The sequence below is a fragment of the Reichenbachiella sp. MSK19-1 genome (assembly GCF_003590315.1).
GTDB classification, from domain to species: Bacteria; Bacteroidota; Bacteroidia; order Cytophagales; family Cyclobacteriaceae; genus Reichenbachiella; species Reichenbachiella agariperforans.
In genome coordinates this window covers 1460113-1485428 of sequence record NZ_MIER01000002.1, presented here as the reverse complement: position 1 = coordinate 1485428, position 25316 = coordinate 1460113, and the positions used below count along the sequence as shown (strand labels likewise).

Below are 25316 nucleotides of genomic sequence, written 5' to 3'. Positions count from 1 at the left end.
CATGAACAAACACCTCTACCATATCACCCTCATTCTATCACTATTCTGCATTCTATCCTGTACTCCAAAACAGAAAGAAAAGAAGGGAAAAGTACAAATAGTCACCACGACAGGTATGATCTACGATGCGGTCATTCACATCGGTGGAGATCAAGTCGAAGCACAAGCACTCATGGGACCCGGTGTAGACCCTCACCTTTATAAAGCGACACAAGGAGATCTCCAAAAACTCCAACAAGCGGATATCGTGTTTTATAATGGACTACACCTAGAAGGTAAAATGGGGGAAGTATTCGAGAAGCTGGCACGCATCAAGAACGTGGCAGCCATCAGTGCAGATCTCTCCGATAGCCTTTTGCGCGAAAGCGAAACCTACCCAGGCACTTACGACCCTCACATTTGGTTCGATGTAGCGCTGTGGGCTGATGCTATACAAAACATTCGTGACCAACTGATCCGCTATGACAGTGCTCATATCGACTATTATACTCAAAATGCAAACAACTATCTACAGCAGCTCGATTCCTTAGATACTGCCGTCAAATCCGAAATTGCGACCATTCCTCCTTCTCAACGTCTGCTAATCACAGCACACGATGCATTTGGGTACTTCGGGGATGCCTATGATATAGAAGTCAAAGGATTACAAGGACTCTCTACTCTATCAGAACCAGGTCTTAAGGATATTTCACAGTTGGTAAATCTGATCATAGATCGAAAAATTAAAGCAGTGTTCATCGAAACATCCGTCTCCAAAAAAGCGATCAATGCTGTTGTACAAGGTTGTAAAGAAAGTGGACATGACGTCAAAATTGGTGGTAGCCTATACTCGGATGCCATGGGCTCGTTTTGCGAATTTGAAGGCACCTACATCGGCATGGTACATACCAACGTACAAACCATCGTAAACGCACTGAAATAATGATAGTAAACGTAGAAAACCCTATACTGGAAGTGCATGATCTCACGGTCACCTACAGCCGAAAGCCTGTACTTTGGGGCGTAGACATGACGCTACCCAAAGGCTCACTCGTCGGTGTGATAGGACCCAATGGTGCCGGAAAATCAACACTTATAAAAGCCATAATGGGTTTGGTTCCTCTTAGTAGCGGTTGGGTAGAACTATTCGGTAGTCCACTAGATGATGTCCGAAAGAAAGTCAGCTACGTCCCACAGAAAGAATCTGTGGATTGGGACTTCCCTGCATCAGTACGAGATGTGGTGGTAATGGGACGCTATGCCAAAGTGGGACTATTCAAACGTCCTCGCAAAGCAGACTATGAAGCGGCAGACTATGCCATCGCTCAGGTCAAGATGACCGAGTTCGCCAACCGACAAATCAGCCAGTTATCTGGAGGTCAACAGCAGCGCGTATTCTTGGCACGTGCCTTAGCTCAAAATGCCGATCTATACTTTATGGATGAGCCTTTCGCAGGCGTGGATGCTGCCACAGAAAAAGCCATCATCGGCATCCTCAAACAAATGTCTGCACAAGGCAAAACAGTGATAGTCGTACACCACGACCTCCAGACCGTTACCAAGTACTTTGACTGGGTTGTACAATTAAACACTCGACTGGTGGCCTCTGGCCCTGTTGAAGAAGTATTCACTCAAGAGCTGCTACAAGAAACCTACGGAGGTAAACTCACGATCCTATCCGATGTAGGCAACCTCCTAAGAAAGCAAGGATTCCCAACCCGAGACGTCACCTAATGGAAGATCTGATCTACTTCTTTTCGTTTCAGGATCCTAACATTCGTTATGTCGCGGCAGGTTCTGTATTGTTAGCTATCAGTTCGGCACTGGTCGGTTGCTTTACCTTTCTCAAGAAAAAAGCACTTGTAGGAGACGCCGTGGCGCACTCTGTGTTACCTGGCATTTGTTTAGCATTTTTACTCTCTGGCAATAAGAATCCCGTCGTACTCATCATCGGAGCATTCATCACAGGGTGGCTAGCACTCGTACTCATTGATTTCATCACGCGATCCAGCAAAATCAAAGAAGATACTTCCATCGGTCTCATTCTATCTGTATTCTTCGGCATAGGCATCCTCCTACTCACGATGATACAGCACTCAGGCAATGCCGCTCAGACAGGCCTGGACTCTTTCCTATTTGGAAAAGCTGCTGCCTTAGTAGGTACTGACTTGGTGGTATTTAGTAGTATCAGCCTAGTATTGGTAGTAGTTGTGCTCCTCTTCTACAAAGAATTTGCACTGATTTCCTTCGACGAGGATTTTGCCAAGTCCATTGGTTTTCCCGTTAGGAGGCTAGAACTCGTACTCACTACACTGACGGTACTAGCAGTGGTCACTGGTATCCAAGCTGTCGGCGTGGTACTGATGGCTGCCATGCTCATCACGCCAGCCGCTGCGGCAAGATTCTGGACGGACAAACTGAGCGTAATGCTTGTCATTGCAGCGGTTTTCGGAGCTGTATCTGGGATCAGCGGTGCCTTCATCTCTTACACTGCGCCTGCTATGCCTACTGGTCCATGGATAGTTCTGATCGTCTCAATGCTGGCTCTGGTTTCATTTTTTATCGCGCCCAATAAGGGCATTTTCTACAAACTACTGAGACAATACCGTATCAAGCGTAGAATCCTCAACGAAAACATTCTTAAACTATTCTACCAACTCTCTGAGATAGATGCTGATCATCAGCGTGCTAGAACCCTCACTGAACTTCAAAACAAAAGACCAATCCGTATGAAATCCCTAAAGAAAGGACTCAGACGTTTACATATCCAAGGGTATTTATCCAATAGGGATGACAAATGGAGCTTGACCGAACAGGGTAAAATCAAAGGCCGTCGTGTTGTCAAACTACACCGACTATGGGAAGTCTACCTGACAAAATATCTGCGTATCGCGCCAGATCATGTACATGAAGATGCGGATAATATTGAGCATATTCTGACGCCTGAGTTAGAACGAAGATTAGAATCCCTACTAGAATACCCAGAAAACGACCCTCACAGTTCTGCTATACCCTACGACCCTAACCTGATGAATAAATAATGGATGCGATATACATCATAACGACCGGATCATTGGTAGCCATCGCATGCGGTTTGCTTGGCTGCTTTCTCATTCTTAGGAAAATGGCCATGGTAGGTGATGCCATCTCTCATGCCGTACTGCCTGGAATCGTTCTGGCCTTCCTGATCAGCGGCAGCAGGGATTCTTTCACCATGCTATTGGGTGCAGGGGCTATTGGTGTACTCACAACTTTCCTCATCGAATTTTTCCATAAAAAAGGAGGTTTGCAGTCAGATGCTTCCATTGGCGTGACCTTTACTTGGCTGTTTGCGCTCGGAGTTATTCTGATCTCTGTCTATGCTGGAGAAGTAGATTTGGATCAAGACTGTGTGCTCTATGGCGAAATCGCTTATGTACCTCTTGACCTATGGATAGGATCAAACGGTATAATTTATGGACCAAGATCATTGTATATCTCTGGAGTAGTCCTTGTCGTTATTATTTTATTCATCACACTAGGATACAAAGAGTTACATCTCACCACCTTTGACCCTGCCTTTGCATCAGCAATTGGTATCTCAACTAGCCTATGGCACTACCTGCTGATGAGTGCAGTGTCACTTACTACAGTCTCATCATTCGAATCTGTCGGGGCTATTCTGGTCGTAGCGTTATTAATTGCACCACCTGCTACTGCCTATCTACTCACTGCCAATTTCAAGAAAATGTTATGGATCACTGTAGCACTGAGCATATTGACATCAGCAACAGGCTACTATCTCGCTGTATACTTAGACGGCTCTATAGCAGGTGCCATGTCTACGATGGCAGGGTTATTTTTTGCGCTAGCATTTATCTTCTCTCCTGTGGATGGACTGATCGCAAAAAGACGTAGACAGCTGTATGAGACATCAAAGAATTGAGGCTGCTATTAGATCAATATTTCTTTCCTCGTTGCTGGCAAATTGACTTTCTTTGATCTGAAGTTGTTATTCTAGTATTCCAAAAACTAAAACCATTTCAATCCCACATGCCAATCACCCGTCTCATCTTACTATTTGTGTTCCTATTGTTTGGTAAAGCGTGCTTGGCTCTCTCCCCTTCTCGCACATACAAAACTTTGCCGCAGGATCATAGGATGAAATACGAATCCATCAAAATCCCTACTCCTGATGGAGCTATATTACAAGCATGGTACTTCCCTTCTAGTAGAGGCAATCAACTGATGGTGATAAGCCATGATGGGGTAGAAAATATGGCTGCTTATTTAGAACGTGTGAGGATTTTTGTCAATTATGGGTTCAATGTCGTTACCTATGACTATCGTGGATTTGGTGGCAGTAGTGACTTCCAAATCGACCCACTCAATTATATCTACAAAGAATTTTTTACAGACTTTGATGCAGTCATCGCTTATGTTAGTGAGCGCTTTGATCATGAAATCATCGTCTATGGCTGGGGAATCGGCGCGGGTATTGGGCTCAACCATGGCTACAACAGACACCAGATCACAGGGATTATAGCAGACAACCCTTATGTGGATTTTGCTGCGCTCGGATCAAGGTTCAAAGCGATACACTCGCCTATGAAAATCCCGAGCAGTGTGATGATACCAGAGTTCAATACAATAACAGTAGTCTCACAACCAGCCGGCAAAGACCTGAGAGGAATTTTGTATTTCCATGGTAATGAAAATTATGTATTCAAGGAAGAGGATATGCAACGGCTCTATGATCAAACTGATTTTGAATTCAAACAACTGCATGTATTCGAAAAGTCAGGACACATGGATAATTTCACGGTCAATGAATCTACCTACGCACGGATAATTTATGGATTTGTCATGAATTTCTGACTTGATTAATCTACACGTGCGCGATTTCTAAACACGAACGCCAGAGACGTCCCTACTCCTGCTCCGAAAACGTGTGATTCCCACGATGTCTGTGGATCGTTTGGCATCAGACCATAGACTAAACCTCCATACACTACCACGACGATGATAGAAATGAGGAGTGATTTTTTATCCTTACGAAAAAGACCAAACAGCATAAGAAAAAACGCTAAACTGTAGATCACCCCACTGGCTCCAATGTGAAAGAACTCTCGTCCAAAGAGCCAAACTAAAAGCCCTGTCACCAAATAAGAGTTAACAAACACCACACGCGCTATTAGAGGGTAGAAGTGAAAGAGCACAGCCCCTAGTAATATCAGTGGTACAGTATTGGACATAATATGGTTCACATCCCCATGAACCAAAGGGCTCACTAATACTCCTATCAGACCAAGTAGGTGCCTCGGATAAATACCCAAAAATCCTAAGTCGTGTCCCGAGTAGAATTGGTACGTAAACAAAAGCCACATGACAAATGCCATGCGTAGTGGGATAACCGAACTACGTCTATAAGTACTTATCTTCTTCATAACAAAAAACGCTACCCTTTAGAGGATAGCGTTTATCAAATTTTTCAATAGGTCGATATTACTGCTCAAAAGTATCTGGATCTTCAATCATTCCAAGCTCCATCAATTTGGCCTCTTCGTAGCTCACAGACATATAGCCTAACACACCACCAGAAGCCTCAGCTACTTTTTTTGCCATTTCTTTGAGGCTTGCATAAAGCTTCACAGCAAAGTTATGCTCAAGTTTTGGCAGGATATGGTTGAGTTTCCTCAATTCAGTACTGATCAAATCTGTTCTAGCACTTGCATTGTCCGGCAACTCTGCCACATACTTCTCAAACTTTGCCTGAAAATCCTTGCCTACTTCTCTGTAATACTCGATCAGCTGCTCGCGCGCGCGCGCTTGCTTGCTATTAGCAATCTCTACTGCTTGCGTGATTTCTGTCTTATCGATCTTGTCATCAGCACCAGCTATCATTACAGATACAAGAACTGGGGCATTTAATAATACCTCAATTTCATCGTCTCTCAGTGTTTTAAATTCTTCAACCATTTGGTTTTATTTAATCTTCAAAAATTCTGCTCCGAAAATAAGAGAATTAGTCCAAAGCGAAAACAAAATAATAATTATTCCCTCAAAAATATTACTGTAATGCTCTTCTAACCTGTTCTTCCACAAAGCCTTTGACCTGTTCTACATCCAGCTTCTTCGCAATGATTCGTTTGTCTTTGTCCAGAATGTACAGCATAGGTGTACTGCGTACATTATACTCTACCCTAAAATTGCTTTTGTACCCCATATCTGCATAATTCAACCAATTGAGGTCTAATTCTTGGATAAACTCCTTCCACTTCTCTGCATCGGTATCAGTACAGACTGCCACGACCTCTGCCTTACCATCCAACCGGTCATAAACCTCTTTGAGTACAGGCGTTTTCTTTTTGCAATGACCGCAAGTAGGCGAATAGAAATATAAGATAATGTAATCATCCTTGATACTGTATAAACTACTGGCTACACCAGACGTGTCCTGAAAATAAATCTGTGGAGCTATATTCCCGATTTGATTGTCACGATGAAATACCATTTCCTTTTTGAGTTCTGTAATCATTGCCTCATCAGCCCATGGAGCTTTACCTTTTAGGTAATACTCATCTGACAGATAGACGAATACTTTGTCCATTCCCATGATCTTATGGTTTTGGTATTTCTGAAACAAGGTCACCAGCAGATAGCGATACAGTTCCTCATTGTCTTGGCTACTACTCAATAGAAAATCTACTGAATGAATAACCGAATCAGGATTTTGTATCGTGACTTTGTCTAGATACTCATTGATTTTGGACTCAAATATCGGTGTACGAACGAGTCCTTCAGAGTTGAAATCAATGTTTTTGAAATAGTCATTTTTGAATGCATTGTACTGCTCCTGCTTTTCTTCTACGGTCAGTGAGTCTCCTTCAAAAGCAAAGTCAGTTCGCAATCCCATTAATTCGATCAGTTCTGCTACAAAACTATCTCCACACTGTTCTTGGAGACTGTCTCTTGCTGCCAAGTTCAGATCATTTAGCTCTTGCACCTGGTCAAATATGGTAACAGAGTCTTTCTTGGTAGAGGTTGAATCCAAGCGTTGCGTAAGATCACGAACATTCTGCTGATGAGCTATCATCAACTCCTGAAAATCTCTAAACTGAACATTCGACGGAGAGTCCTCTACGATCATACTACCGTATAAATCAGTACGCTTAGTAGATAATTTAAACTGCTGCTCGTCAATAATCAAATCCATATACAACGCTCCTCCATACAGAAAATACATGCCTGTTTTCAGCCGTCTATCCCCTTCAAAAACAAGCCGTCCACCAGCTTCTAACTTCGCAGTATCTTGGAGGTACTTTTTGGGACCAAAGTGATTGCCCAAATAGACAACCGTATCTTCTAGGCCTTCCATCACAACTTCTATCCTATACCCTTCTGTCTGCCCAAATCCATTTAAGCTTATTAATACAAACGAAAAAAACAAGCACTTTTTAATCCACATAAGTCAATAATTTATGTTCTGAATGAATGCAAAAGAACTAATTTTGATATGATATTCTGAACGAGAAGCCACTTTCTTTTTGAGGTTGCTATTTTTGATCCATTTCTTACTCAGAACCCTTTCAGTATTATGATTTTCAGCAATACTTGCGTATTTTGGATCAAAATTCATTAAAACATAAAAATAAACAAACCATGAAAAATTTAATAGTAAACAAGACTCTAGTAACAAGAATGCCCGATGATGATGACACTGACAAGGACAAAAACGAAACTGGTCTTCCCGAAAAGCGCTCATAATTACTATAGCAGCATTTGAGAAATTAATTATTAGAACCCATTGCATTGAATAAATCATTAAAATCAGCAGTTTTAATTCTATTCAGTTTTTTTTATTCCTCTTCCATCTTCCCAATCAATGATGGAAGTGGAATTGAATTACTTACACTTGATAACAAAGTTCTCCTTGATCATGTTGACAAACTTATCGATGATCAAGATTACGACTCTGCCCAATTTTATTTCAATATACTTGATTCCCGTTTTGATGAAGGTAAACTTTTAGTGGTAGATAAACTCACACAATTCTATCATCAGGCGAGAATGAACCATCATAAAGGCAACTATATGAGCTGTGTTCATTTTTCTAATGCATACACCCAACTACTAGAGATCAAAAATGAACCTCATCATGCTGAAGCTCAAGTTTACGTGTATTTAGGTTTAGCATATTATTTTTTAGACCAGTTAGGACTATCAATAGATGCTCACTTCAATGCAATGAAGGCATATAAAGAGCGTCATGACGAATTCGGAGTTATTCTATGTTATTATAACATTGGCAAAAGCTACGACGACTTGGGAAACTTTGACAAAAGTACTCAGTATATTAATCTAGCTATTCAGGGTCTAAAAAAAGATCAAAAACATATGGATCGACTTAGCGGCTGGTACTCGTATATGGCGAGTGTTCAGTTATCTAATAAAAATACAGGGGCAGCAAAAAATTATCTTGACAGTGCGCTCACAGCGAGTAAAAAACATGAAAACACCGATTTTTTATCTAGCATACATCGGTACTATGGTAAAGTACATTACGCCGAAGGAAATGTAAACCAAGCTATTCAGTCACTTAATCTTGCCATTAAATACGGTAAAGAGCAAAGAAGCGAAACCAGTAACATTGAAAACATGATCGCTCTGGCTAACATTTATAATAGGACAAGTAATCAAATCAAGACAATCGAGCTGTTAGAACCTTACCTCAAAGAACAACTTAGTAAAAACACGTACCAAACCCGCTTAAAGACGCTCAAAGAAGAATTGTACATGGCATACACTGATTTAGGCAAGTACAAAAAGGCGATAAACTTAGTGAGTGATTTTGAATATTTGGCAGACTCTATTCAAAAGCTTGATATGGTCAATCAGGTGCAACAGGCAGAAATTCGTGCCCATGCAGCAAACCAATCTGCTGAGAACGAACTGCTCAAAAAGAAAGACGAACTAAATCAACAAACGATCAAAACACAAAATACAATGTTGATTTCGTCTGTTATTGTATTGATACTTGTCGTAGCAATAGCGATCATCGTTTATCGAGCAGCAGTCATCAACAAGCGACTTTCCAAGAAAAATAAGGCTCAAGCGGATCGTTTGATTCAGTTAGATGCTGCCAAATCTCGTTTTTTTGCCAACATCTCTCATGACCTTCGTACCCCGATGACTCTGATTATGGGCGGTATACAGCAAGTCCTCGAAAATAAAGACGTATACCTAAACTCCCGAGCGGAAAAGCAACTAATGATTGGTCTAAAAAATGGAGAAAGAATACTTCATTTGACCAATGAAATCAACGAACTGATCAAACTAGAGGACAATAAACTCGCTATCAAGCCGAAGTATATTGACATAAATGAGGTACTTAACCTATTTGTACAAATGTTTAGTTCTATGGCAGAAATGCGAGGAGTACACCTCGCCTATTCTAGCACGATCATAGAAGGTGGTAGTATTGTTCATGTAGACCCTTTTCATTTTGAAAAAGTCCTGTTCAATTTGATTACCAACGGTCTAAAACACACCCAAGAAAAAGGATCATTGACCGTTAGCCTGAAAAAAATAGATACTTCGCTTTGTGTATCTATTCTTGACACAGGCGAAGGTATCCCCGAAGAAAACATCCCATATATATTCGACAGATATTATCAGGCACCAGAGACAACCTTCAAAACCCAAGAAGGTTTTGGTATTGGGCTAGCGCTAGTCAAAGAAATTATAGACAAACACCATGCAAAAATTGAGGTCAAAAGTAGAGTTGGTATTGGGACCGAATTTATCATATACCTAAAACAGGAACGTGTAGGTATTGATCAAGTTACTAACCTATCTCAGTTACTATACAGTGACCAAAAAAGAGATTTATTCAGAGACATTGAGGATACTGTAGAAGCAAAACCTACTGTTCATATTGACAGCATACGAAACAAAAGCAAAGATGTCAAAAACAAAACTATCTTGATCGTAGAAGATCATCCAGAAGTAAGGGATTACATCTATGATATCATCTCGGAGCACTATACGGTATTGACTGCTTCAAATGGTCAACGTGCGCTTAAGATCCTCGCTAAGGAACCTGTAGACCTTATCATCACAGATCTCATGATGCCATGGTTCGATGGATTCGAATTATTGGAGCAACTTCGACAGGACGAAAAATTAAAAAAGATCCCTGCATTAGTTCTCTCAGCTAGGACTTCAGAAGAAGACAAAGAAAAAGTCTTAATGAAAGGAGTCAATGACTTCCTATCAAAGCCATTTCAACCCAAAGAACTTTTACTAAGAGTAGAAAATCTTTTAAACCAAAAAGAATGGAATAATGCCAACGAAAACGCTTTGTTCATCAATAGTCAAGAAACCATTGATGAAGTGGAAGCTTCGCTACTCAAAAAAGTAGAAAATTTAATCTTGGAAAGAATTGATGATTCCAATCTCAGCATTACTTTCTTAGCGAAAGAAATATGCGTCAGTGAAAGAAAATTTTATAGATTTATAAAAAAATTAACGAACGCTACTCCATACGAATACATCAAGGAAGTGAGGTTGCAATACGCCAACCGAATCATTAGAGAAAAAAAATTAAGCAACTCCTCAGAACTAGCTCGAATGATAGGCATGAACAATGTCAGCCACTTCAATACCCAATTCAAAAAAAGGTTTGGAAAAAAACCTACTGATCTTTTACAAAAGACCTAAAAACAGAAACAAACTTTACTATTTCAGTCGAAGTATGAGTGCTTTATTTTGCTCAAGTTAATTTTTAATTAACTTCAACTTTGATATCTTGAAATCACAATATCAACCTAACATAAGCGTCAAAATATATGCTCAATTCCTCTGAAAGACGGAAGATCAATAGATTCATATTTGCAATATTGATAGGTATTGTAGTCTATTTTATACTTATCACACTACTCATACGATTCGAACAAGACAGTTCTCAGTCATCGATCACCAATTATCACCAGGCAGTGTGGTATACTGTCGTCACGCTCACCACAGTAGGCTATGGCGATATCTACCCCAACACTATTTATGGACGAGTCATCGGTTACATATTCGTACTACTTAGTGTAGGTATTTATGGTTTACTCATTGGAGAAATCACTAATCTTGTGTCCACAATTAAACAAAATAAAATGCTAGGCTACAATGGAACTGTATTTGAAAACCATGTTGTAATTATCGGCTGGAGCGACTTTGGCCAATTGGTCACCGAACAACTTATTGGTGCAAACAAACAAGTGGCTATAGTCACAAACCAACGGACTGATATTGATTTGATTCATGAAAAATATGAGAAAAAGAATGTTTTTACACTCTATGCCGATTTCGAAAACTTTGATGCGCTCAAGAAAGTCAACATCGAAAAGTCATCGGTAACATTCGTTAATTTAAATGACGATACGGAAAAGCTAGTATTCATTTTGAATATCAAAAAAATCTATGACAATATTGAATTCGTAGTAACTTTAGAAAATGCCAATCTCAAAAACACATTTATCAATGCTGGGGTAACGAATGCCATCTCTCCTCATGAGATTTCATCCAAAATCCTGGCTAGTTATATGTTCGAACCAGATGTAGCGGCCTACACGGAGGATATCATGTCCTTTGCACACACGCCTACAGACTATGATATCAAGCAGTTCTTGGTTACCTATGACAATCCTTATCTAAACAAAAAGTATCAGCAGGCATTTGACGGGATTAAATTAGATTTCAATGGTGTACTGATCGGAATGGTTAAAAGGTCAGGAGGAAAAAGACTTTTAATCAAGAACCCACAGAAAGAATATAAAATCGAATTAGGAGATTATTTGATTATCATAGTGAACGGTAGTTCGTTCGAACTTATCCAAAAAGCATTCAATGTTCAAGAAGGTTACTTCAAAGAAACTTAATATGACAAAATTCAAACACTCCTTCACTATAATAGGGTTCCTACTGATAGGGACTGCTTGTGAAAATCGTGACGTCAATGCTGGAGACGGACCTAATTTCAGTGAGATTCACGAGAACATCAATTATCATTTTGATCACACAGTCATTGATGGAGTAGAATACCATATACTCGAACGTGACAGAAATAATCCCCACGAAGGCTTTGGCTTTATGGCACTCAATGGCAAAAAGATTCGTGACAATCAGGACTCGATCAAAGCCTACCTAAAGACGTTACTAGAACTTCAGATTATCGCTGCTGCTAAAAGACAGAATACCACCACTAAAGAAATGGAGTCACATGCAGACGAACTATTCAAGTTCTACATGAAGTCATCAAAAACCCCATTAGACATTAAACGAGAAAAGGCAGCTGAATAATCAACTGCCTTTTCTCGTTTAAAATTATTTGTACAGACTTTACAGCGAACTAAAGTGTCCTTTTAGACTCTCTAATGCTACTTTCGTATTATCATCTACATATCCACTTGCAGCGACATCCTTAGCAACCTTTACTGCGTCTATCAGCTGATCTTTTTCTTTGAAAACTTCTTCAAGGATTCCACAGTTATGAATCACACTCATCAGAATTACAATCGCTGGAGTTGGTTTTTTACCACTCTGCACGACTGCCTTTAACGTATCTCTGATTTCTTGTTCAAACGCATAGTTAGCATTATCCATTCTTTCAGACACTGGAATCCATAGCAATTTGGTAGACTCTACCTTCAAAATACCTCTCTGAACCAACAACTCTATCACATCATCCTGAATATGCTCAAAGGAGCCAACCAATTTTTTGATAGTATCAGGCAAAGTAGAACCACCACCACCTAAGGCCTTCAGTACGTTATCTAGTACCTTATTTCCTGTTCCCGTAGTGTCTTTTATTACAACTTTACCTCCGTCAAACGAGACTCTTTTGATTAAAGACAGCTCTAAGATAACAATAGCCAATATACCATGATCAATGGAATGCTCTGCCGCTGCTAATAGTCTACCTTCCTCATCATCTAAGGCAATTAGCATCAATCCTTCTGCTAAGCTTAATTTCATTTAATTTCTGTTTAATCCAATACTAAGGTGCAAATATGATAAAACCTTTTTACTATTTCATAATTTTCTCAATAGTCAATCCTTGAAATAGAATCGAGAACACCACTACAGCGTATGTTGCCGTGACAATCACATCCTTAGCCGGTATGCTGTCGGAGAGTGATAATGCCAAGGCTACCGATATACCACCTCTTAATCCTCCCCAAGTTAATATCATTATTGTTTTTCTCTCAAACTTTTTACCGAAAGATTTAAGTATAGTAATTGGAATAGAAACGCCCAAGAAACGTGCAAATAACACCACAACAATGGCTACAGGCATAATCAGAAGGTAATGATTTTGAAATGTCTGCGTAATTACGATAAACTCTAGACCGATCAAGATGAACAAAATTGCATTCAATGCTTCATCTAGCAAATGCCAAAACTTGTAGACATATTCTCCGGTGGCATTCGCCAAATGCTCACTCCTACCCTCATTACCGATAAACAATCCCATCACTACCATACCCAATGGAGCAGACACATGGATCAGTTCAGCCAAACGACCACCTACCATTACAAGTGTCAGCGTTACCAATACTTCTAATTCCACATGATCGTTATCTATGTAGTTGAGCAACCTAAAGCCCATATAACCAAACAAGGCTCCTAACAGTAGTCCTCCAAAAACCTCAGTAGCAAACAGTCCAGCAACACTGGCAACACTCACTTCACCACCATGTTCTCCACCACCTTGAGCAATCCCTAGTATCGTCAAAAAGATAACCACACCAACTCCATCATTGAAGAGGGATTCACCAGCAATCTTAATCTCTAGGCGCTTAGCCAAACCCACTTTTTTCACAAGTGACAATACCGCAATTGGATCAGTAGGCGATATCAATGCACCAAAAAGCAAACAATAGATTAACTCTACTTCTGTCCCCATCAATGGAAAAGCGAAGTACATCAAATACCCTACAATAAATGTAGACATCAGCGTACCAAAAGTCGCTAGTATGATAACTGACCACTTTTCATTTAACAATCGACTCAAATCCACAGACAGTGCTCCCGCAAAAAGCAGGAAGTTCAGCATGACATTAAGAAGTACCTCTTTAAAATCAAACTCATGTACAATATGTTCTGCACCACTAAGTATCGATGGCATCACATACCCCAGTATGACAATACCTACAGAAGAAGCCAAGGCTATTGCCATCAACCCAATGGTTGACGGTAGCTTGAGTAAAGTAATATTAACGAGTGTAAAAACTGCTGCTAAAAAAATCAGCAAGGTGATCAGATCAAGTATCCCCATTTTAATAAAATTAAAGTAAGTGTTAAAGCTTTTCTCTTTGCAATCTTCTAATAATACAACAATCAAAAACCGCAACTAGAGCGCCAAGATACGAAGATTTCAAGCGTATTTTGAAATAAACAACATTAAATCCAGATGAGAATTTCCCCTCCAAAAAGCCGTATTATCCGTATTTATACCGATTAGACACTGTATAAAAAGTAAGTTGGATCATGTTTCAAAACCAAAGAAATACCCAATCCTACAGATAAATGTTATGCAAATAACAATTATCGATTCAAAGATTATCATTTTTGCAAAAATGTAAGTGAGTCAGATTAATTCGATTAATAATATCTCACTTTTGTTGTAATAAGAATAATTTTGCGCCAAGATGAATAGGTGATTTTGGGACTCTAAAATCCACTCAAAACAAAGTAACTAATTGAATGACAGAATCTAAAGTCAAAAATTTCGTAATTGATTTTGACAGCACTTTCACAAGAGTAGAAGCGCTAGATGTACTTTGCACACTGGCTTTTGAAAATGAAGCAGAAAAAAAAGTAGCATTGGCAGAAATTGAGCGAATAACTAATCTTGCCATGGGTGGTGATTTGTCTTTCAGGGAATCCCTAGAAAGCAGGTTGAAAATACTGAGGGCTAATAAAAATCATATTCCGTTATTAATAGACAAATTAAAAGCCCTCGTTTCCAAATCATTCATTCGAAACAAAGCATTTTTAGAAAGTAATGCCGATCGTGTTTACATTCTTTCGAACGGATTCAAGGAGTTCATCTCCCCTATCGTCAAAGAATATGGCATCAAGGAAGATCATGTCTATGCGAACACTTTTGAGTTTGACGAAAACGGGACGATCACTGGTTTTGACAAAGACAACATCCTATCACGTAGCAAAGGGAAACCAGCGTTGATAGATTCGCTTAACCTTGAAGGTGACATCTACGTCATTGGTGATGGATACAATGACTATGAAATCAGAAAAGAAGGAAAAGCCAATAGGTTCTATGCCTTCACCGAAAACGTAAAAAGACAAAACGTAATGGACTATGCTGACCACATAGCCCCATCACTCGACGAAATACTATATCATAATAATATGGAAGGAGCACTCTCATACCCTAAAAACAGAATTAAGATTCTACTACTAGAAAACATCCACAGTAAAGGTGTCAAAATAGTAGAAGAAGAGGGATATCAGGTAGAAGTTCACCCAGCAGGTTTGACTGAGGACGAACTCGTAGAAAAAATCAAAGACGTATCGATACTCGGGATCAGGTCTAAGACGATTGTCACCAAAAGAGTTTTGGACAATGCAAAGCGTCTCATGTCGATTGGTGCGTTTTGTATCGGAACCAATCAGATCGATCTAACTGAGTGTACTAAGAGAGGTATTACGGTGTTCAATGCGCCATACAGCAACACGAGATCTGTAGTAGAACTTGCGATTGGAGAGATGATCATGTTGATTAGAAACCTACCAGACAAAATTGCTAAAATGCATGTCGGAAAATGGGACAAATCAGCAAGCAATAGTTTTGAAGTCCGAAACAAAAAACTCGGAATTGTAGGATATGGTAATATCGGAAAACAGCTTTCCGTATTGGCTGAAGCGATGGGACTACAGGTCTATTATTACGACATAGACGAGCGTCTCCCAATTGGTAACGTGACTAAGTGCAATTCTCTCAATGAAATGCTATCACAAGTAGATATCGTGTCTCTACATGTGGATGGCAGAAAAAGTAATAAAAACATCATCGGCAAAGAGCAATTTGACGCAATGAAAGATGGGATCATCTTCATGAATCTATCTCGTGGACATGTGGTCGATATCCCTGAATTGAAAAAAGCCATAGAGTCAGGTAAAATAGCAGGTACTGCCATAGATGTGTTCCCCGAAGAGCCTTTGAGTAACAACCATGAGTTCGTGTCAGAATTGAGAGGATTACCAAACGTGATTTTGACTCCACATATCGGTGGTAGTACATTAGAAGCTCAAGAAAATATCGCTGAGTTCGTGCCTAATAAGATTATTAGCTATATCAACTCTGGATCCACTACTAATAGTGTTAACTTCCCTAACTTGACACTACCTAAGCTAGAGAATGCACACCGCTTCATTCACGTTCATCACAACAAACCAGGTATCATCGCTGAGATTAACAACATCTTAGCCAAGCATGACATCAACGTCATGGGACAATACCTCAAAACCAACGAAATCATGGGATATGTGATTACAGACATTGATAAAAAGTATGACAAGGATGTCATTAAGATCATGAAAAAGATCGAAGGGACAATCCGATTCAGAGTGCTATACTAAAAATGAAAAATCCCGTCCAAATGGACGGGATTTTTTTCTAAGGATCGTGTGGTTTAGTTAAACCTCTATAAGTAAAGATTTGAGCTATCCAAATGATTCAATCGTCCACTGTTATCTCCAAAGAGTTCCGACAAGTCGAAATGAGGCCTGATTTAGCCACCAGAGTCACCCGGTACTGTTATGATCTATAGTTTAATAAACTTATGATCCAAAGAGGTGCAAATATATCTAGTTTCCGTTCTTTTGTAATAATTTTGCGTTGTTTATAACGCATATGTCTCAACTTTATAGATGAATAAAATTTTCTTCACTCCCGGCCCATCTGCCTTGTATTTCACAGCAGAACAACACATAAAGAATGCCATCAAAAACGATATTCTTTCCATTAGCCATAGAAGCAAACAATATGTGAGTATTCACCAAGAAACGGTCGAATCTCTCAAAAAACTCCTCAACTTACCCGATGGATATCACATCGGATTCACCTCTTCTGCTACAGAAGTATGGGAAAGGATATCCGAGAATTTGATTGATCAAAACTCATACCATTTCGTAAACGGTTCATTTTCAGAGAAATTCCATCAGGCAGCTCAAGACCTTGGAAAAAATGCCATCTTGGATCAAGTAGAGCCTGGCTCCAATCATGACCTGACCGCGGCAGTCATTCCAGACAATGTAGAATTGATCGGGTTAGCACAAAATGAAACCAGTACAGGAGCTATGTTACCTGTGGCTGATATAGAGGCGCTAAAGAGAAACAACCCAAACAAACTATTGGCTGTGGATTCTGTAAGTTCTCTCCCGATTACCAAATATGACTTCAGTATGCTAGACACCTTGTATTTTTCTGTACAAAAATGCTTCGGTCTTCCTTCTGGTCTAGGGGTATGGATATACAATGACAAGTGTTTGGAAAAGGCTCAAAAGCTGAAAGAAGCGGGGAAATATCACAACACCTACAATAGCCTACTTAGTATTGATAAATTTGCTCAAAAGCATCAAACAAGTTGCACGCCTAATGTTCTAAATATTTACTTGCTAGGGCAAGTTGTCAAGGACATGCTCAACAAAGGCATTGATCAAATCAGACAAGAGGCAGCCTATAAAAGTGCTTTGATTTATAACCTGTTCGATACACACGAAAAGCTCACTCCATTTGTCACTGAAAAGAAATTCAGATCCGTAACGATAGGTGTAGCCGAAGTAACCGGAGGCGCTGAGAAGCTGATGTCCGCACTCTCTGACAAAGGAATGAACGTGGGTAGTGGCTATAGCCAGTTCAAAGGTAAGCATATCCGAATAGCCAACTTCCCTACTCATTCTAAGGAACAAATGGAAATGCTAGTCGATTCAATCAATGGGATTGATTTTTAGCATCATATTTGATAAGCCGACCGTAACAATTAATTCACCTGTACATCATACACATGGATAGTTTCAAAAAAATTTTAGTAGCACTCGATCACACCGATATAGACAAGCAATTGATCAAAGCAGCTTCATTTCTATCGACATTAGCTAAGAGTGAAGAGGTTCTCTTCATCAATGTGATTAAAAGCACAAATATCCCAGATCAGATCAAGAAGGAATTTCCTAACCTGATGGAAGATGCATTGAAGGAACGCCAAGCAGCTATTAAACTCAAAGTGGATCAATACTTTGAAAACAATAACACAAAGGTTAGAATAGAGATCAAATCAGGTCAACCAACAAAATCCATTCTAAAATATAGCGCAACCAAAAAGATAGATTTAATTATCATTGGCCGAAAAAACGAACACAAAGGGGGGGGCGTTTTAATTCATCGTATTGCACGTCGAGCGGGTTGCTCTCTACTCATTATACCTAAGGGCTTTGATAAGAAGGTCAACAAAATCCTTGTTCCAATAGACTATTCTGATCACTCGTTAGACTCTCTCAATCAGTTGATTGATCTATCAAAGGATAAGATGCCAAAAGTAAAAATGATTCCTCAAAACGTCTACCAAGTACCATCTGGGTATCATTATGCTGGCAAGACTTTCGGGGACTTTGCAAAAATCATGGAAGAAAACAGTCAAAAAGAGTACGCTGCTTTTGATGCTAAGATTGTAAAACAAGGGATGGAAATCAAACCTATCTTCACTCTAGATAGAGATGAGGACATCATCTCTACTATATATGCAACTGCAAAGAAAATTAGAGCCAACGCAATAGTCATCGGAGCTAAAGGGGTAACAAGTACTTCTGCTCTGTTTTTGGGTAGTAGTGCTGAAAAACTTATTCAACTGGACTCTGAAATCCCTCTCTTCGTCATGCGAGCTAAAGGGAAACAGAAGAATATCATTGAGTACTTACTAAAACTTTAATTAGTCTGGTTCTGTACCTCGGAAACGATCCAGAAATGCATTTATAGCCCGACATTCATCATCCGTAAAAGTATTGATTCGGGCTGTAAACGCATACAGTTTTTCATCGATCTCTTCTAAGAGCTTTAGCCCCTCATCGTTAATTTTTACATCTACGGCTCTCTTGTCTTTCTTGTTTACCTCTCGCGTTACGAGCCCCTTCCCTACCAGTTTATCTACTATTCTCGAAGCATTAGACATCCTATCAAGCAATCTTTCTATGATAAGATTGATAGTTGCTGCATTCGGGTACTGCCCTCTTAATATTCTAAGCGTATTGTACTGTTGAGTAGTCAGTCCATATGGCTTAAACATATAAAATTCCTCTTGATTTAACCAGTTGCTAGTAAACATCAAATTGACAACTACCTTATCAAATTCTGACTTAAACCCCTCCTGCTTTATATCGGCTCCTAGCCCCATAACGATTCATATTTAATGTATAGACACTAAATATATATGATATGAACTAAAGTATATAAAGGAGGTGTTGATTAAATTGATACCCAAGCTAAAAAACAAGATGATTACACGAAAGAGCCTTTTTAAATATACCCCAAGAGTAGTTGCAGCCTTCATTTTGTTACAGACACTATGGTTCAAATTTGGGATAGGTGGAAACGCCGCATTAAGAGAATCAAAAATAATATTCGTCCACTTATCTCAAAGTCTATTAGACACTGGCCAGTACGAGGGCTTGTTTAGATTAGGTACCGGTATGGCAGAGTTACTAGTCTCGATAGCTCTATTCACAAGGTATGCTGGGTATGGAGCGCTATTGGGTGTGGTTATTATGCTCGGTGCAATACTCTCCCACTTACTTCTAATCGGCATCTCTATCAATGGAGATCACGGACAACTCATGGTGATGGCCGTGATCGTTCTTATCTGCTGCGTTAAGGTTGCTTTTAATGAGCAAAACAATACAGTACTAAAAAGGTTTATTTAACTACAAAACTACCTGCTCCCATTTTGTAATCTTCGGTATAGACTTCTACCAAATATTTCCCTAGATCATATTCAGAACCTTTGTCATACAAAAAAGTCAAAGACTGCGCATTTCTATCATAGAGAATATCCTTTTTCACTGTATAAAAATTCTCTCTTCCCTCGAACACAAAAGTCCCTGAACCAGTCGCTACATCAAAAATAACTTTCTTATCTGGCCCAGTAATTTTCACTAGAATACTCTTTCCTTCTATTGCAGCGACACTGTTTTCCAACACATCAAACTCAATCTTCAAATGGGTAATATGACGGTTTTTGAACTCTCCTTCACGTTCCTTACCACTACTATTTATAGCTAAGATTTTCATCCCATCTATCTTCAACTGAGATGCCTTTGCTACTTTTTCTTCAAGCGCACTTCGAGTAGTGTTGAGGTCACGTAAGGACTCATTCAGCTCATTGGCTTCATCTTTCAACTCACTGTTTTCCACCAGCAATTTCTCATTTACTGCCTTCAATCTAACGATTTCCTTATCCTGAGCCAATAGCATTTCTTTGTAACCACTTACTTTCCCCTGCAGATCATTGATCTGTCGGTATGCCTTGGTTCTAAAAGCTTTCTTCTCTTCTTCTAACTGGTTCTTTATCTGTAGTAAAGTATCGATCTCTCCCCCCAATTGGGCTATTTTTAGGATACGCGTATCTAGTTCATTGCTCATAGAGTCGAGCTCATTGTAGGCTGTATCTAATTGCTGTTGAGTCAACTCATTTTGTTTCTCTAACTCCAGCGATTCTATCATTTGATAGACCAAACCGATAACTAGTGCTGCAAACACAATAATACTAAGTACAACCAAGATTCTCTTTCTACTCTGCACTTCTTGCTTCTGAGGCTGCTGCTTTTGATTTATTTCCATATTACCTAAAATTCCTATTTGTAAAATTATACCAATATCATTCTTAACCAAGACATGTTTAGAGGTAATCCTCCCAGACTACTCAAATACCAGACCAATTCACCTTTAAAAATCCACAATGTATTTACCTCGTTGTAACCTAGGGTTGAAAAACAAAAAACCCATTTGATAAGTCTCTAGTACTACTCCTTTGTCAAATTTCTTTGACAACTCGTCCCAGGCTCGTCGCATACCAGAAGACCAATTGATGTCATCGAACACCACTACACCATGATTTTGATCTACCAACCGAAACATTAACTCACTGTAAGCCAACGTCCCTTCATAAGTGTGATTCGCATCTAAAAAGATCAATCCAAAGCGGCGTTTTTGTTTTACAAAATCTCTAAGGACAACTTCTACATCCGCATGAACTAGCTCTATTCTATCCGTGAGTCCTAACTTTTTGAATAACTCGCTAGCTACGTCGATCAAAACATCATTGCGCTCGACTGTAACGATGGAGTGTAATGAGGAATTACAAAGGCGAATAGTATTAACTCCAATAGAAGCTCCTAGCTCTAGTACAGTACTAAACGCATGGTAATCAATGATGCGCTGGATCAACTGGGCATGCCTGAGATCAGTAATCCCATGCTTGGCTATTTGAGACACTGTGTATTTTTTAGTCGTCAAACTCGAACCCGCACCTGACTGAGTAGGGACTTCACGATGATCAGACTGAAGCTGATGTAGGGCTGTAGCAATCTCAGAGCTGTCGGCTTTCTGAACTCCTCTGAACACTTCATTATATAGCTCAAAAACATAAGGGGCTTGGAGAGAATGCTGGTCAACACACTGCAACCAATAGATAACGTATCGTTTGACACGAAATAGTGCTGTACTTAAATCCACAAATGATAAAAAAGATTAATTGTTACGCTCAGGTACGATCATGGTAAACTCAGGAATTAGAACCTCTAGCATTTTACCATCGATAATGCGCTCCATCAAATAGGTACCATACATCTTACCAACACCACTACGAAGGTTGCAACCCGACACATAAATGTGCTCTTGCCCTGGTTCGATTGTAGGCTGTTGTCCTACTACACCCTCACCTTCTACTTCACGATCAGTATAAGAAGCATCTTTGATATGCCAGTGTCGTCTTTTGAGTTGAATCGTGTTATCACTTTCGTTTTTGATGATCACCTTATACGTAAAGACATAATGAAACTGACGAGGACTAGAATACTTTGGTTGGTACTCAGTCTCGACACTCACTTTGATTCCTTTTGTTTTTTGGGATACCATCATATGAAATAATGAACTCAATAATGAAAATGGTCTTTTGTTGAGATTACAAGTAAATGAATTTATTTTTACTTCCAAAAAGAATGAATGTAAATATTCACGAAAGCTGGAAAGAACAACTGCAAAAAGAGTTTCAAAAGACTTATTTTCAAGAACTTACAAAGTTTGTCAAGAGTGAATATAAGAACCATAAAGTCTATCCACGACCTGCATATATTCTCAATGCGTTTGAATTTTCTCCTTTTGATACAACCAAAGTTATTATCATCGGGCAAGACCCTTACCATGGTGACGGGCAAGCTCACGGCTTATGCTTTTCCGTCAACAGAGATGTGAAAATTCCTCCTTCATTAAGAAATATATATAAAGAAATCCATGATGATGTGGGGACAACAATACCCACTCACGGCAATCTCGAGCATTGGGCCAAACAAGGCGTACTCATGCTGAATGCCACACTGACTGTTCGAGCACACACACCAGGATCACATCAAAACAAAGGGTGGGAAACATTCACTGATGCTGTGATCCAAACCCTATCAGATCAAAAGGAGAATTTAGTATTCCTACTATGGGGAGCTTATGCACAAAAGAAAGGGTCCATTGTCGATACCTCTAAACATCTCGTTCTAGAGTCAGCACACCCTTCCCCATTTGCTGCACATAGGGGATTTTTCGGTAATCGACACTTTAGCAAAACCAATCAGTATCTAAAAGAAAAAGGCTTACCAGAAATCTACTGGTAAGCCTTTCATATTTCTTGATAACTCGAAACTAATTAATTCCACTAAACAATCTTGACCAACGGATCATTCCCAACAGGTCTTCATTTGGATCAATAGACATCCAAATAAATGAAGCCTCGCCCACCACGTGATCCTCCGGCACAAAACCCCAGAAACGGGAATCTTCAGAGTTATGACGATTGTCTCCCATCATGAAATAATAGTTCTGTTGAAACGTATATTCCTTGGCTACTTGACCGTCTATGATGAGTTTGTTCTCCTGAACCTTCACATCATCTAGGCCTTCATAGTCACGAATAGTCGACCCATATGTAGCAACTCCGTCAGCATCTAACTGAACAGTCATTCCTTCTTCGGGGATAACCAACGGCCCAAAGAAATCTGCATTCCACGGAAATCTACTTGCATCTGGGAAAATACGTGGCTCTACATCATCAGATCCACGTTTTACAGGTTGTACTTTCGTAACGAAAGGCAAAGTCTCAAACTTCTTAGCATCAGATGGCTTGGCCTGAATATAATACCCTCCGTTAACAGGAGTTCTATCCCAAACACCATTCTGTTTGAATACTCGCTCGTTAATAGTCTTTTCTGTCGTAATGAAATACAAAAACTGCATTTCCTGAGGATTCTCTCCTTTCTCACCATTGATATAGACCTGTGTGTCTTTAATCTGCAAAGTATCTCCACCTATGGCTACACATCTCTTGATATAGTGTGTTTTGAGATCTACTGGATGCTCAAACTCTGGTGGATAGTTAAACACTACTACGTCATTTCTCTCTACATCACCAAACCCAGGTAATCTAAACTGTGGTAACTGTATTGCGTCAGAGTAAGAAGAAATACCACTCAAGGGCCCCCATAGTTTCGCATGTGTTAGTGGTACCTGTAGTGGCGTTTTAGGCGTTCTAGGTCCATAGTTGATTTTGCTCACGAACAAGAAGTCACCTACCAACAATGAGTTTTCCATCGATGGAGTCGGTATCGTATAAGCTTCCATAAACGCCCAGCGAATCAAAGTAGCTGCTACTACTGCAAAGACAATGGCATCCACCCACTCTCTGACTGGTCCTTTCTTTTTCTTTTCCTTCTTTTTAAATAAGTCCTTTATATTCATCACTTGATCTGATTGAAATCTTATAATTCTAATAGGTCATTCATAGAGAATACTCCCTCCTTACCATGCAACCATTCCGCTGCTAATACTGCGCCCATGGCAAATCCCTTTCGGCTGTGCGCTACATGACTAATTTTAATTGTATCCACTTCTGATTCATAGGTCACGTCATGTGTACCTGGTACATTTTCTATTCTCTCTGAGACAATGCCAATTTTACTTACATCGGACGTTTCTTCGTTTACCCAGCCAGTCTTCTCGGTCATTTGACTCATCATTCCCTCTGCCAAACTGATTGCTGTACCACTAGGTGCATCAAGTTTTTGCGTGTGGTGAATTTCCACCATCGACGCATTGTAATCGTGCCCCTTCATGAGTTTTGCTAAATACTCGTTGAGCTTAAAGAAGATATTCACACCTAAACTATAGTTAGATGCATAAAAAAAGCCCACTTTATTCTCCTCTACTATACGCTCAACCTCCGGAAACTGATCCAACCAACCTGTACTTCCTGACACTACAGGGACACTGTTGGTCAGGCAAGTAGATATATTGTTAAACGCTGACTCTGGCGCGGTGAATTCAATCACCACATCCGTATTCTCAGGAGAGATCTCTTGTAGCACTGATGGTGAATCGATGTTAACGATCTTAGACACTTCGTGTCCTCGCTCTATCAGTATCTGTTCGATGGCTTTCCCCATCTTTCCGTATCCTACTAATCCTATCTTCATTTATTCAAATTTATAACCAAAGACATGCCGACGTTTCTTACCGTGTATTGTGTTTGGTGTTGGTATGATGGCAAAAAAGACAGTTCATCATTGATATCAAATTCTATCAAGTGAGCTGCCACATGTGCGTCTACTATTGTCAAAAGGTAATATGCTACACCAATGATGATCATAAAATCACGGTCCCGTTGAAACTTCTCAGCATTCCGCTGTAGTGAGTTCGCACTAAAAGCGGGGAACGGATTCACCGTACTCTCATCACCATCTGTCTCTGCGATCCATGCATTGCGAAAGGCATTGTAGTAATCATTGTTATACTTGATAAAATGCCCTATCATGATCGCTCCTCCGTACAGAATCGGCAATTTCCAATATTGTTTGTTATAGACTTGACCCAGTCCAGGTAAAACCGCAGCATACATAGCTGCTTTGTTTGGGTCTAATGTGGATTTGCTACGAAAACTCTCTATCCCTGCTGTTTCCAAGAATAAAGAATCTTCGTGAATAATCTGTTGATCTTGTGCGTTCAGGGTATGTACACACAAGATGAATAA

At 39.7% G+C, this 25316-nt stretch carries 25 protein-coding genes; 13 read left to right on the top strand and 12 right to left on the bottom strand.

The genetic code is table 11. The features are described 5' to 3' along the window. The first annotated feature begins 1 nt into the window (after window position 1). From BGP76_RS06045 to BGP76_RS06025, 5 genes are all read left to right on the top strand, one after another. Window positions 2-922: a metal ABC transporter solute-binding protein, Zn/Mn family gene (locus BGP76_RS06045; RefSeq protein ID WP_119843966.1), complete on the top strand. Its 921-nt coding sequence runs from the start codon at window positions 2-4 to the stop codon at window positions 920-922. After that, window positions 922-1713 (top strand): metal ABC transporter ATP-binding protein, encoded by a 792-nt coding sequence (locus BGP76_RS06040; RefSeq protein WP_119843965.1) that lies wholly within the window; start codon window positions 922-924, stop codon window positions 1711-1713. Before BGP76_RS06045 ends, BGP76_RS06040 begins: the two co-directional genes overlap by 1 nt. Beyond that, window positions 1713-3020 (top strand): iron chelate uptake ABC transporter family permease subunit, encoded by a 1308-nt coding sequence (locus BGP76_RS06035; protein WP_073118352.1) that lies wholly within the window; start codon window positions 1713-1715, stop codon window positions 3018-3020. Before BGP76_RS06040 ends, BGP76_RS06035 begins: the two co-directional genes overlap by 1 nt. Continuing rightward, on the top strand, window positions 3020-3904 hold the full coding sequence (locus BGP76_RS06030; RefSeq protein ID WP_073118354.1) for a metal ABC transporter permease: 885 nt from the start codon (window positions 3020-3022) through the stop codon (window positions 3902-3904). Before BGP76_RS06035 ends, BGP76_RS06030 begins: the two co-directional genes overlap by 1 nt. Before the next feature lie 215 nt (window positions 3905-4119). Further along, window positions 4120-4836, top strand: coding sequence for an alpha/beta hydrolase (locus BGP76_RS06025; protein ID WP_073118356.1), 717 nt, complete (start codon window positions 4120-4122; stop codon window positions 4834-4836). Between the two features lie 5 nt (window positions 4837-4841). Here BGP76_RS06025 and BGP76_RS06020 read toward each other — a convergent pair whose 3' ends face one another. The 3 genes from BGP76_RS06020 to BGP76_RS06010 form a co-directional block, all read right to left on the bottom strand. Then, window positions 4842-5405, bottom strand: a complete 564-nt coding sequence (locus tag BGP76_RS06020; RefSeq protein WP_255416067.1) for a rhomboid family intramembrane serine protease — start codon at window positions 5403-5405, stop codon at window positions 4842-4844. Window positions 5406-5463: 58 nt separating this feature from the next. Next, a complete protein-coding gene (locus tag BGP76_RS06015) occupies window positions 5464-5937 on the bottom strand; it encodes a hypothetical protein (protein WP_073118359.1) in 474 nt (157 codons plus the stop codon). Between the two features lie 91 nt (window positions 5938-6028). Further along, window positions 6029-7426, bottom strand: a complete 1398-nt coding sequence (locus BGP76_RS06010; RefSeq protein WP_119843963.1) for a thioredoxin-like domain-containing protein — start codon at window positions 7424-7426, stop codon at window positions 6029-6031. A 602-nt stretch (window positions 7427-8028) separates the two neighbouring features. Between BGP76_RS06010 and BGP76_RS06000 the strand changes: the two genes are divergently transcribed. The 3 genes from BGP76_RS06000 to BGP76_RS05990 all read left to right on the top strand — a co-directional run bounded on the left by BGP76_RS06000 (window position 8029) and on the right by BGP76_RS05990 (window position 12309). Beyond that, window positions 8029-10680, top strand: coding sequence for a response regulator (locus tag BGP76_RS06000; protein ID WP_147407385.1), 2652 nt, complete (start codon window positions 8029-8031; stop codon window positions 10678-10680). A gap of 128 nt (window positions 10681-10808) precedes the next feature. Next, entirely contained in the window at window positions 10809-11888 is a 1080-nt protein-coding gene (locus tag BGP76_RS05995; RefSeq protein ID WP_119843960.1) for a TrkA family potassium uptake protein, read from the top strand. A 1-nt stretch (window position 11889) separates the two neighbouring features. Then, window positions 11890-12309: a hypothetical protein gene (locus BGP76_RS05990; protein WP_073118366.1), complete on the top strand. Its 420-nt coding sequence runs from the start codon at window positions 11890-11892 to the stop codon at window positions 12307-12309. Between the two features lie 39 nt (window positions 12310-12348). On the opposite strand, the gene BGP76_RS05985 is transcribed toward BGP76_RS05990, so the two are convergent. After that, window positions 12349-12984 (bottom strand): GPP34 family phosphoprotein, encoded by a 636-nt coding sequence (locus tag BGP76_RS05985; protein ID WP_073118367.1) that lies wholly within the window; start codon window positions 12982-12984, stop codon window positions 12349-12351. Window positions 12985-13036: 52 nt separating this feature from the next. Further along, complete coding sequence (locus tag BGP76_RS05980) at window positions 13037-14353, bottom strand: sodium:proton antiporter (protein ID WP_252737081.1); 1317 nt, start codon at window positions 14351-14353, stop codon at window positions 13037-13039. A gap of 362 nt (window positions 14354-14715) precedes the next feature. Between BGP76_RS05980 and serA the strand changes: the two genes are divergently transcribed. The 3 genes from serA to BGP76_RS05965 all read left to right on the top strand — a co-directional run bounded on the left by serA (window position 14716) and on the right by BGP76_RS05965 (window position 18962). Then, window positions 14716-16614, top strand: a complete 1899-nt coding sequence (serA, locus tag BGP76_RS05975; protein ID WP_073118370.1) for a phosphoglycerate dehydrogenase — start codon at window positions 14716-14718, stop codon at window positions 16612-16614. Window positions 16615-16905: 291 nt separating this feature from the next. Beyond that, a complete protein-coding gene (locus tag BGP76_RS05970) occupies window positions 16906-17988 on the top strand; it encodes an aminotransferase class V-fold PLP-dependent enzyme (protein ID WP_119843958.1) in 1083 nt (360 codons plus the stop codon). A 53-nt stretch (window positions 17989-18041) separates the two neighbouring features. Then, the gene (locus tag BGP76_RS05965; protein ID WP_073118374.1) at window positions 18042-18962 is read left to right on the top strand and encodes a universal stress protein; all 921 of its coding nucleotides are present in this window, start codon (window positions 18042-18044) and stop codon (window positions 18960-18962) included. Here BGP76_RS05965 and BGP76_RS05960 read toward each other — a convergent pair whose 3' ends face one another. Beyond that, the gene (locus BGP76_RS05960) at window positions 18963-19424 is read right to left on the bottom strand and encodes a MarR family winged helix-turn-helix transcriptional regulator (RefSeq protein ID WP_073118376.1); all 462 of its coding nucleotides are present in this window, start codon (window positions 19422-19424) and stop codon (window positions 18963-18965) included. It abuts the gene before it with no gap. A gap of 100 nt (window positions 19425-19524) precedes the next feature. Between BGP76_RS05960 and BGP76_RS05955 the strand changes: the two genes are divergently transcribed. Continuing rightward, a complete protein-coding gene (locus tag BGP76_RS05955; RefSeq protein WP_119843957.1) occupies window positions 19525-19950 on the top strand; it encodes a DoxX family protein in 426 nt (141 codons plus the stop codon). Here the strand turns inward: BGP76_RS05955 and BGP76_RS05950 are convergent. The 3 genes from BGP76_RS05950 to apaG form a co-directional block, all read right to left on the bottom strand. Further along, on the bottom strand, window positions 19943-20866 hold the full coding sequence (locus BGP76_RS05950) for a chromosome segregation protein SMC (protein ID WP_119843956.1): 924 nt from the start codon (window positions 20864-20866) through the stop codon (window positions 19943-19945). The two genes, BGP76_RS05955 and BGP76_RS05950, sit on opposite strands and share 8 nt — an antisense overlap. A 105-nt stretch (window positions 20867-20971) precedes the next feature. Further along, window positions 20972-21760, bottom strand: a complete 789-nt coding sequence (locus tag BGP76_RS05945; RefSeq protein WP_119843955.1) for an O-methyltransferase — start codon at window positions 21758-21760, stop codon at window positions 20972-20974. A gap of 15 nt (window positions 21761-21775) precedes the next feature. Then, the gene (apaG, locus tag BGP76_RS05940; RefSeq protein WP_073120474.1) at window positions 21776-22162 is read right to left on the bottom strand and encodes a Co2+/Mg2+ efflux protein ApaG; all 387 of its coding nucleotides are present in this window, start codon (window positions 22160-22162) and stop codon (window positions 21776-21778) included. Window positions 22163-22245: 83 nt separating this feature from the next. Here apaG and ung point away from each other — a divergent pair, with 83 nt between their 5' ends. Beyond that, on the top strand, window positions 22246-22908 hold the full coding sequence (gene ung / locus BGP76_RS05935; RefSeq protein ID WP_119843954.1) for a uracil-DNA glycosylase: 663 nt from the start codon (window positions 22246-22248) through the stop codon (window positions 22906-22908). A 28-nt stretch (window positions 22909-22936) separates the two neighbouring features. Here the strand turns inward: ung and lepB are convergent, their stop codons facing one another. From lepB to BGP76_RS05920, 3 genes are read right to left on the bottom strand one after another with little or no spacing between them, the layout of a single operon-like run. Then, window positions 22937-24028, bottom strand: a complete 1092-nt coding sequence (gene lepB / locus BGP76_RS05930; RefSeq protein WP_119843953.1) for a signal peptidase I — start codon at window positions 24026-24028, stop codon at window positions 22937-22939. 20 nt (window positions 24029-24048) lie between these two features. After that, a complete protein-coding gene (dapB, locus tag BGP76_RS05925) occupies window positions 24049-24762 on the bottom strand; it encodes a 4-hydroxy-tetrahydrodipicolinate reductase (protein ID WP_119843952.1) in 714 nt (237 codons plus the stop codon). Beyond that, a complete protein-coding gene (locus BGP76_RS05920; protein WP_084190254.1) occupies window positions 24759-25307 on the bottom strand; it encodes a DUF5683 domain-containing protein in 549 nt (182 codons plus the stop codon). Before BGP76_RS05920 ends, dapB begins: the two co-directional genes overlap by 4 nt. Window positions 25308-25316: the final 9 nt, after the last annotated feature.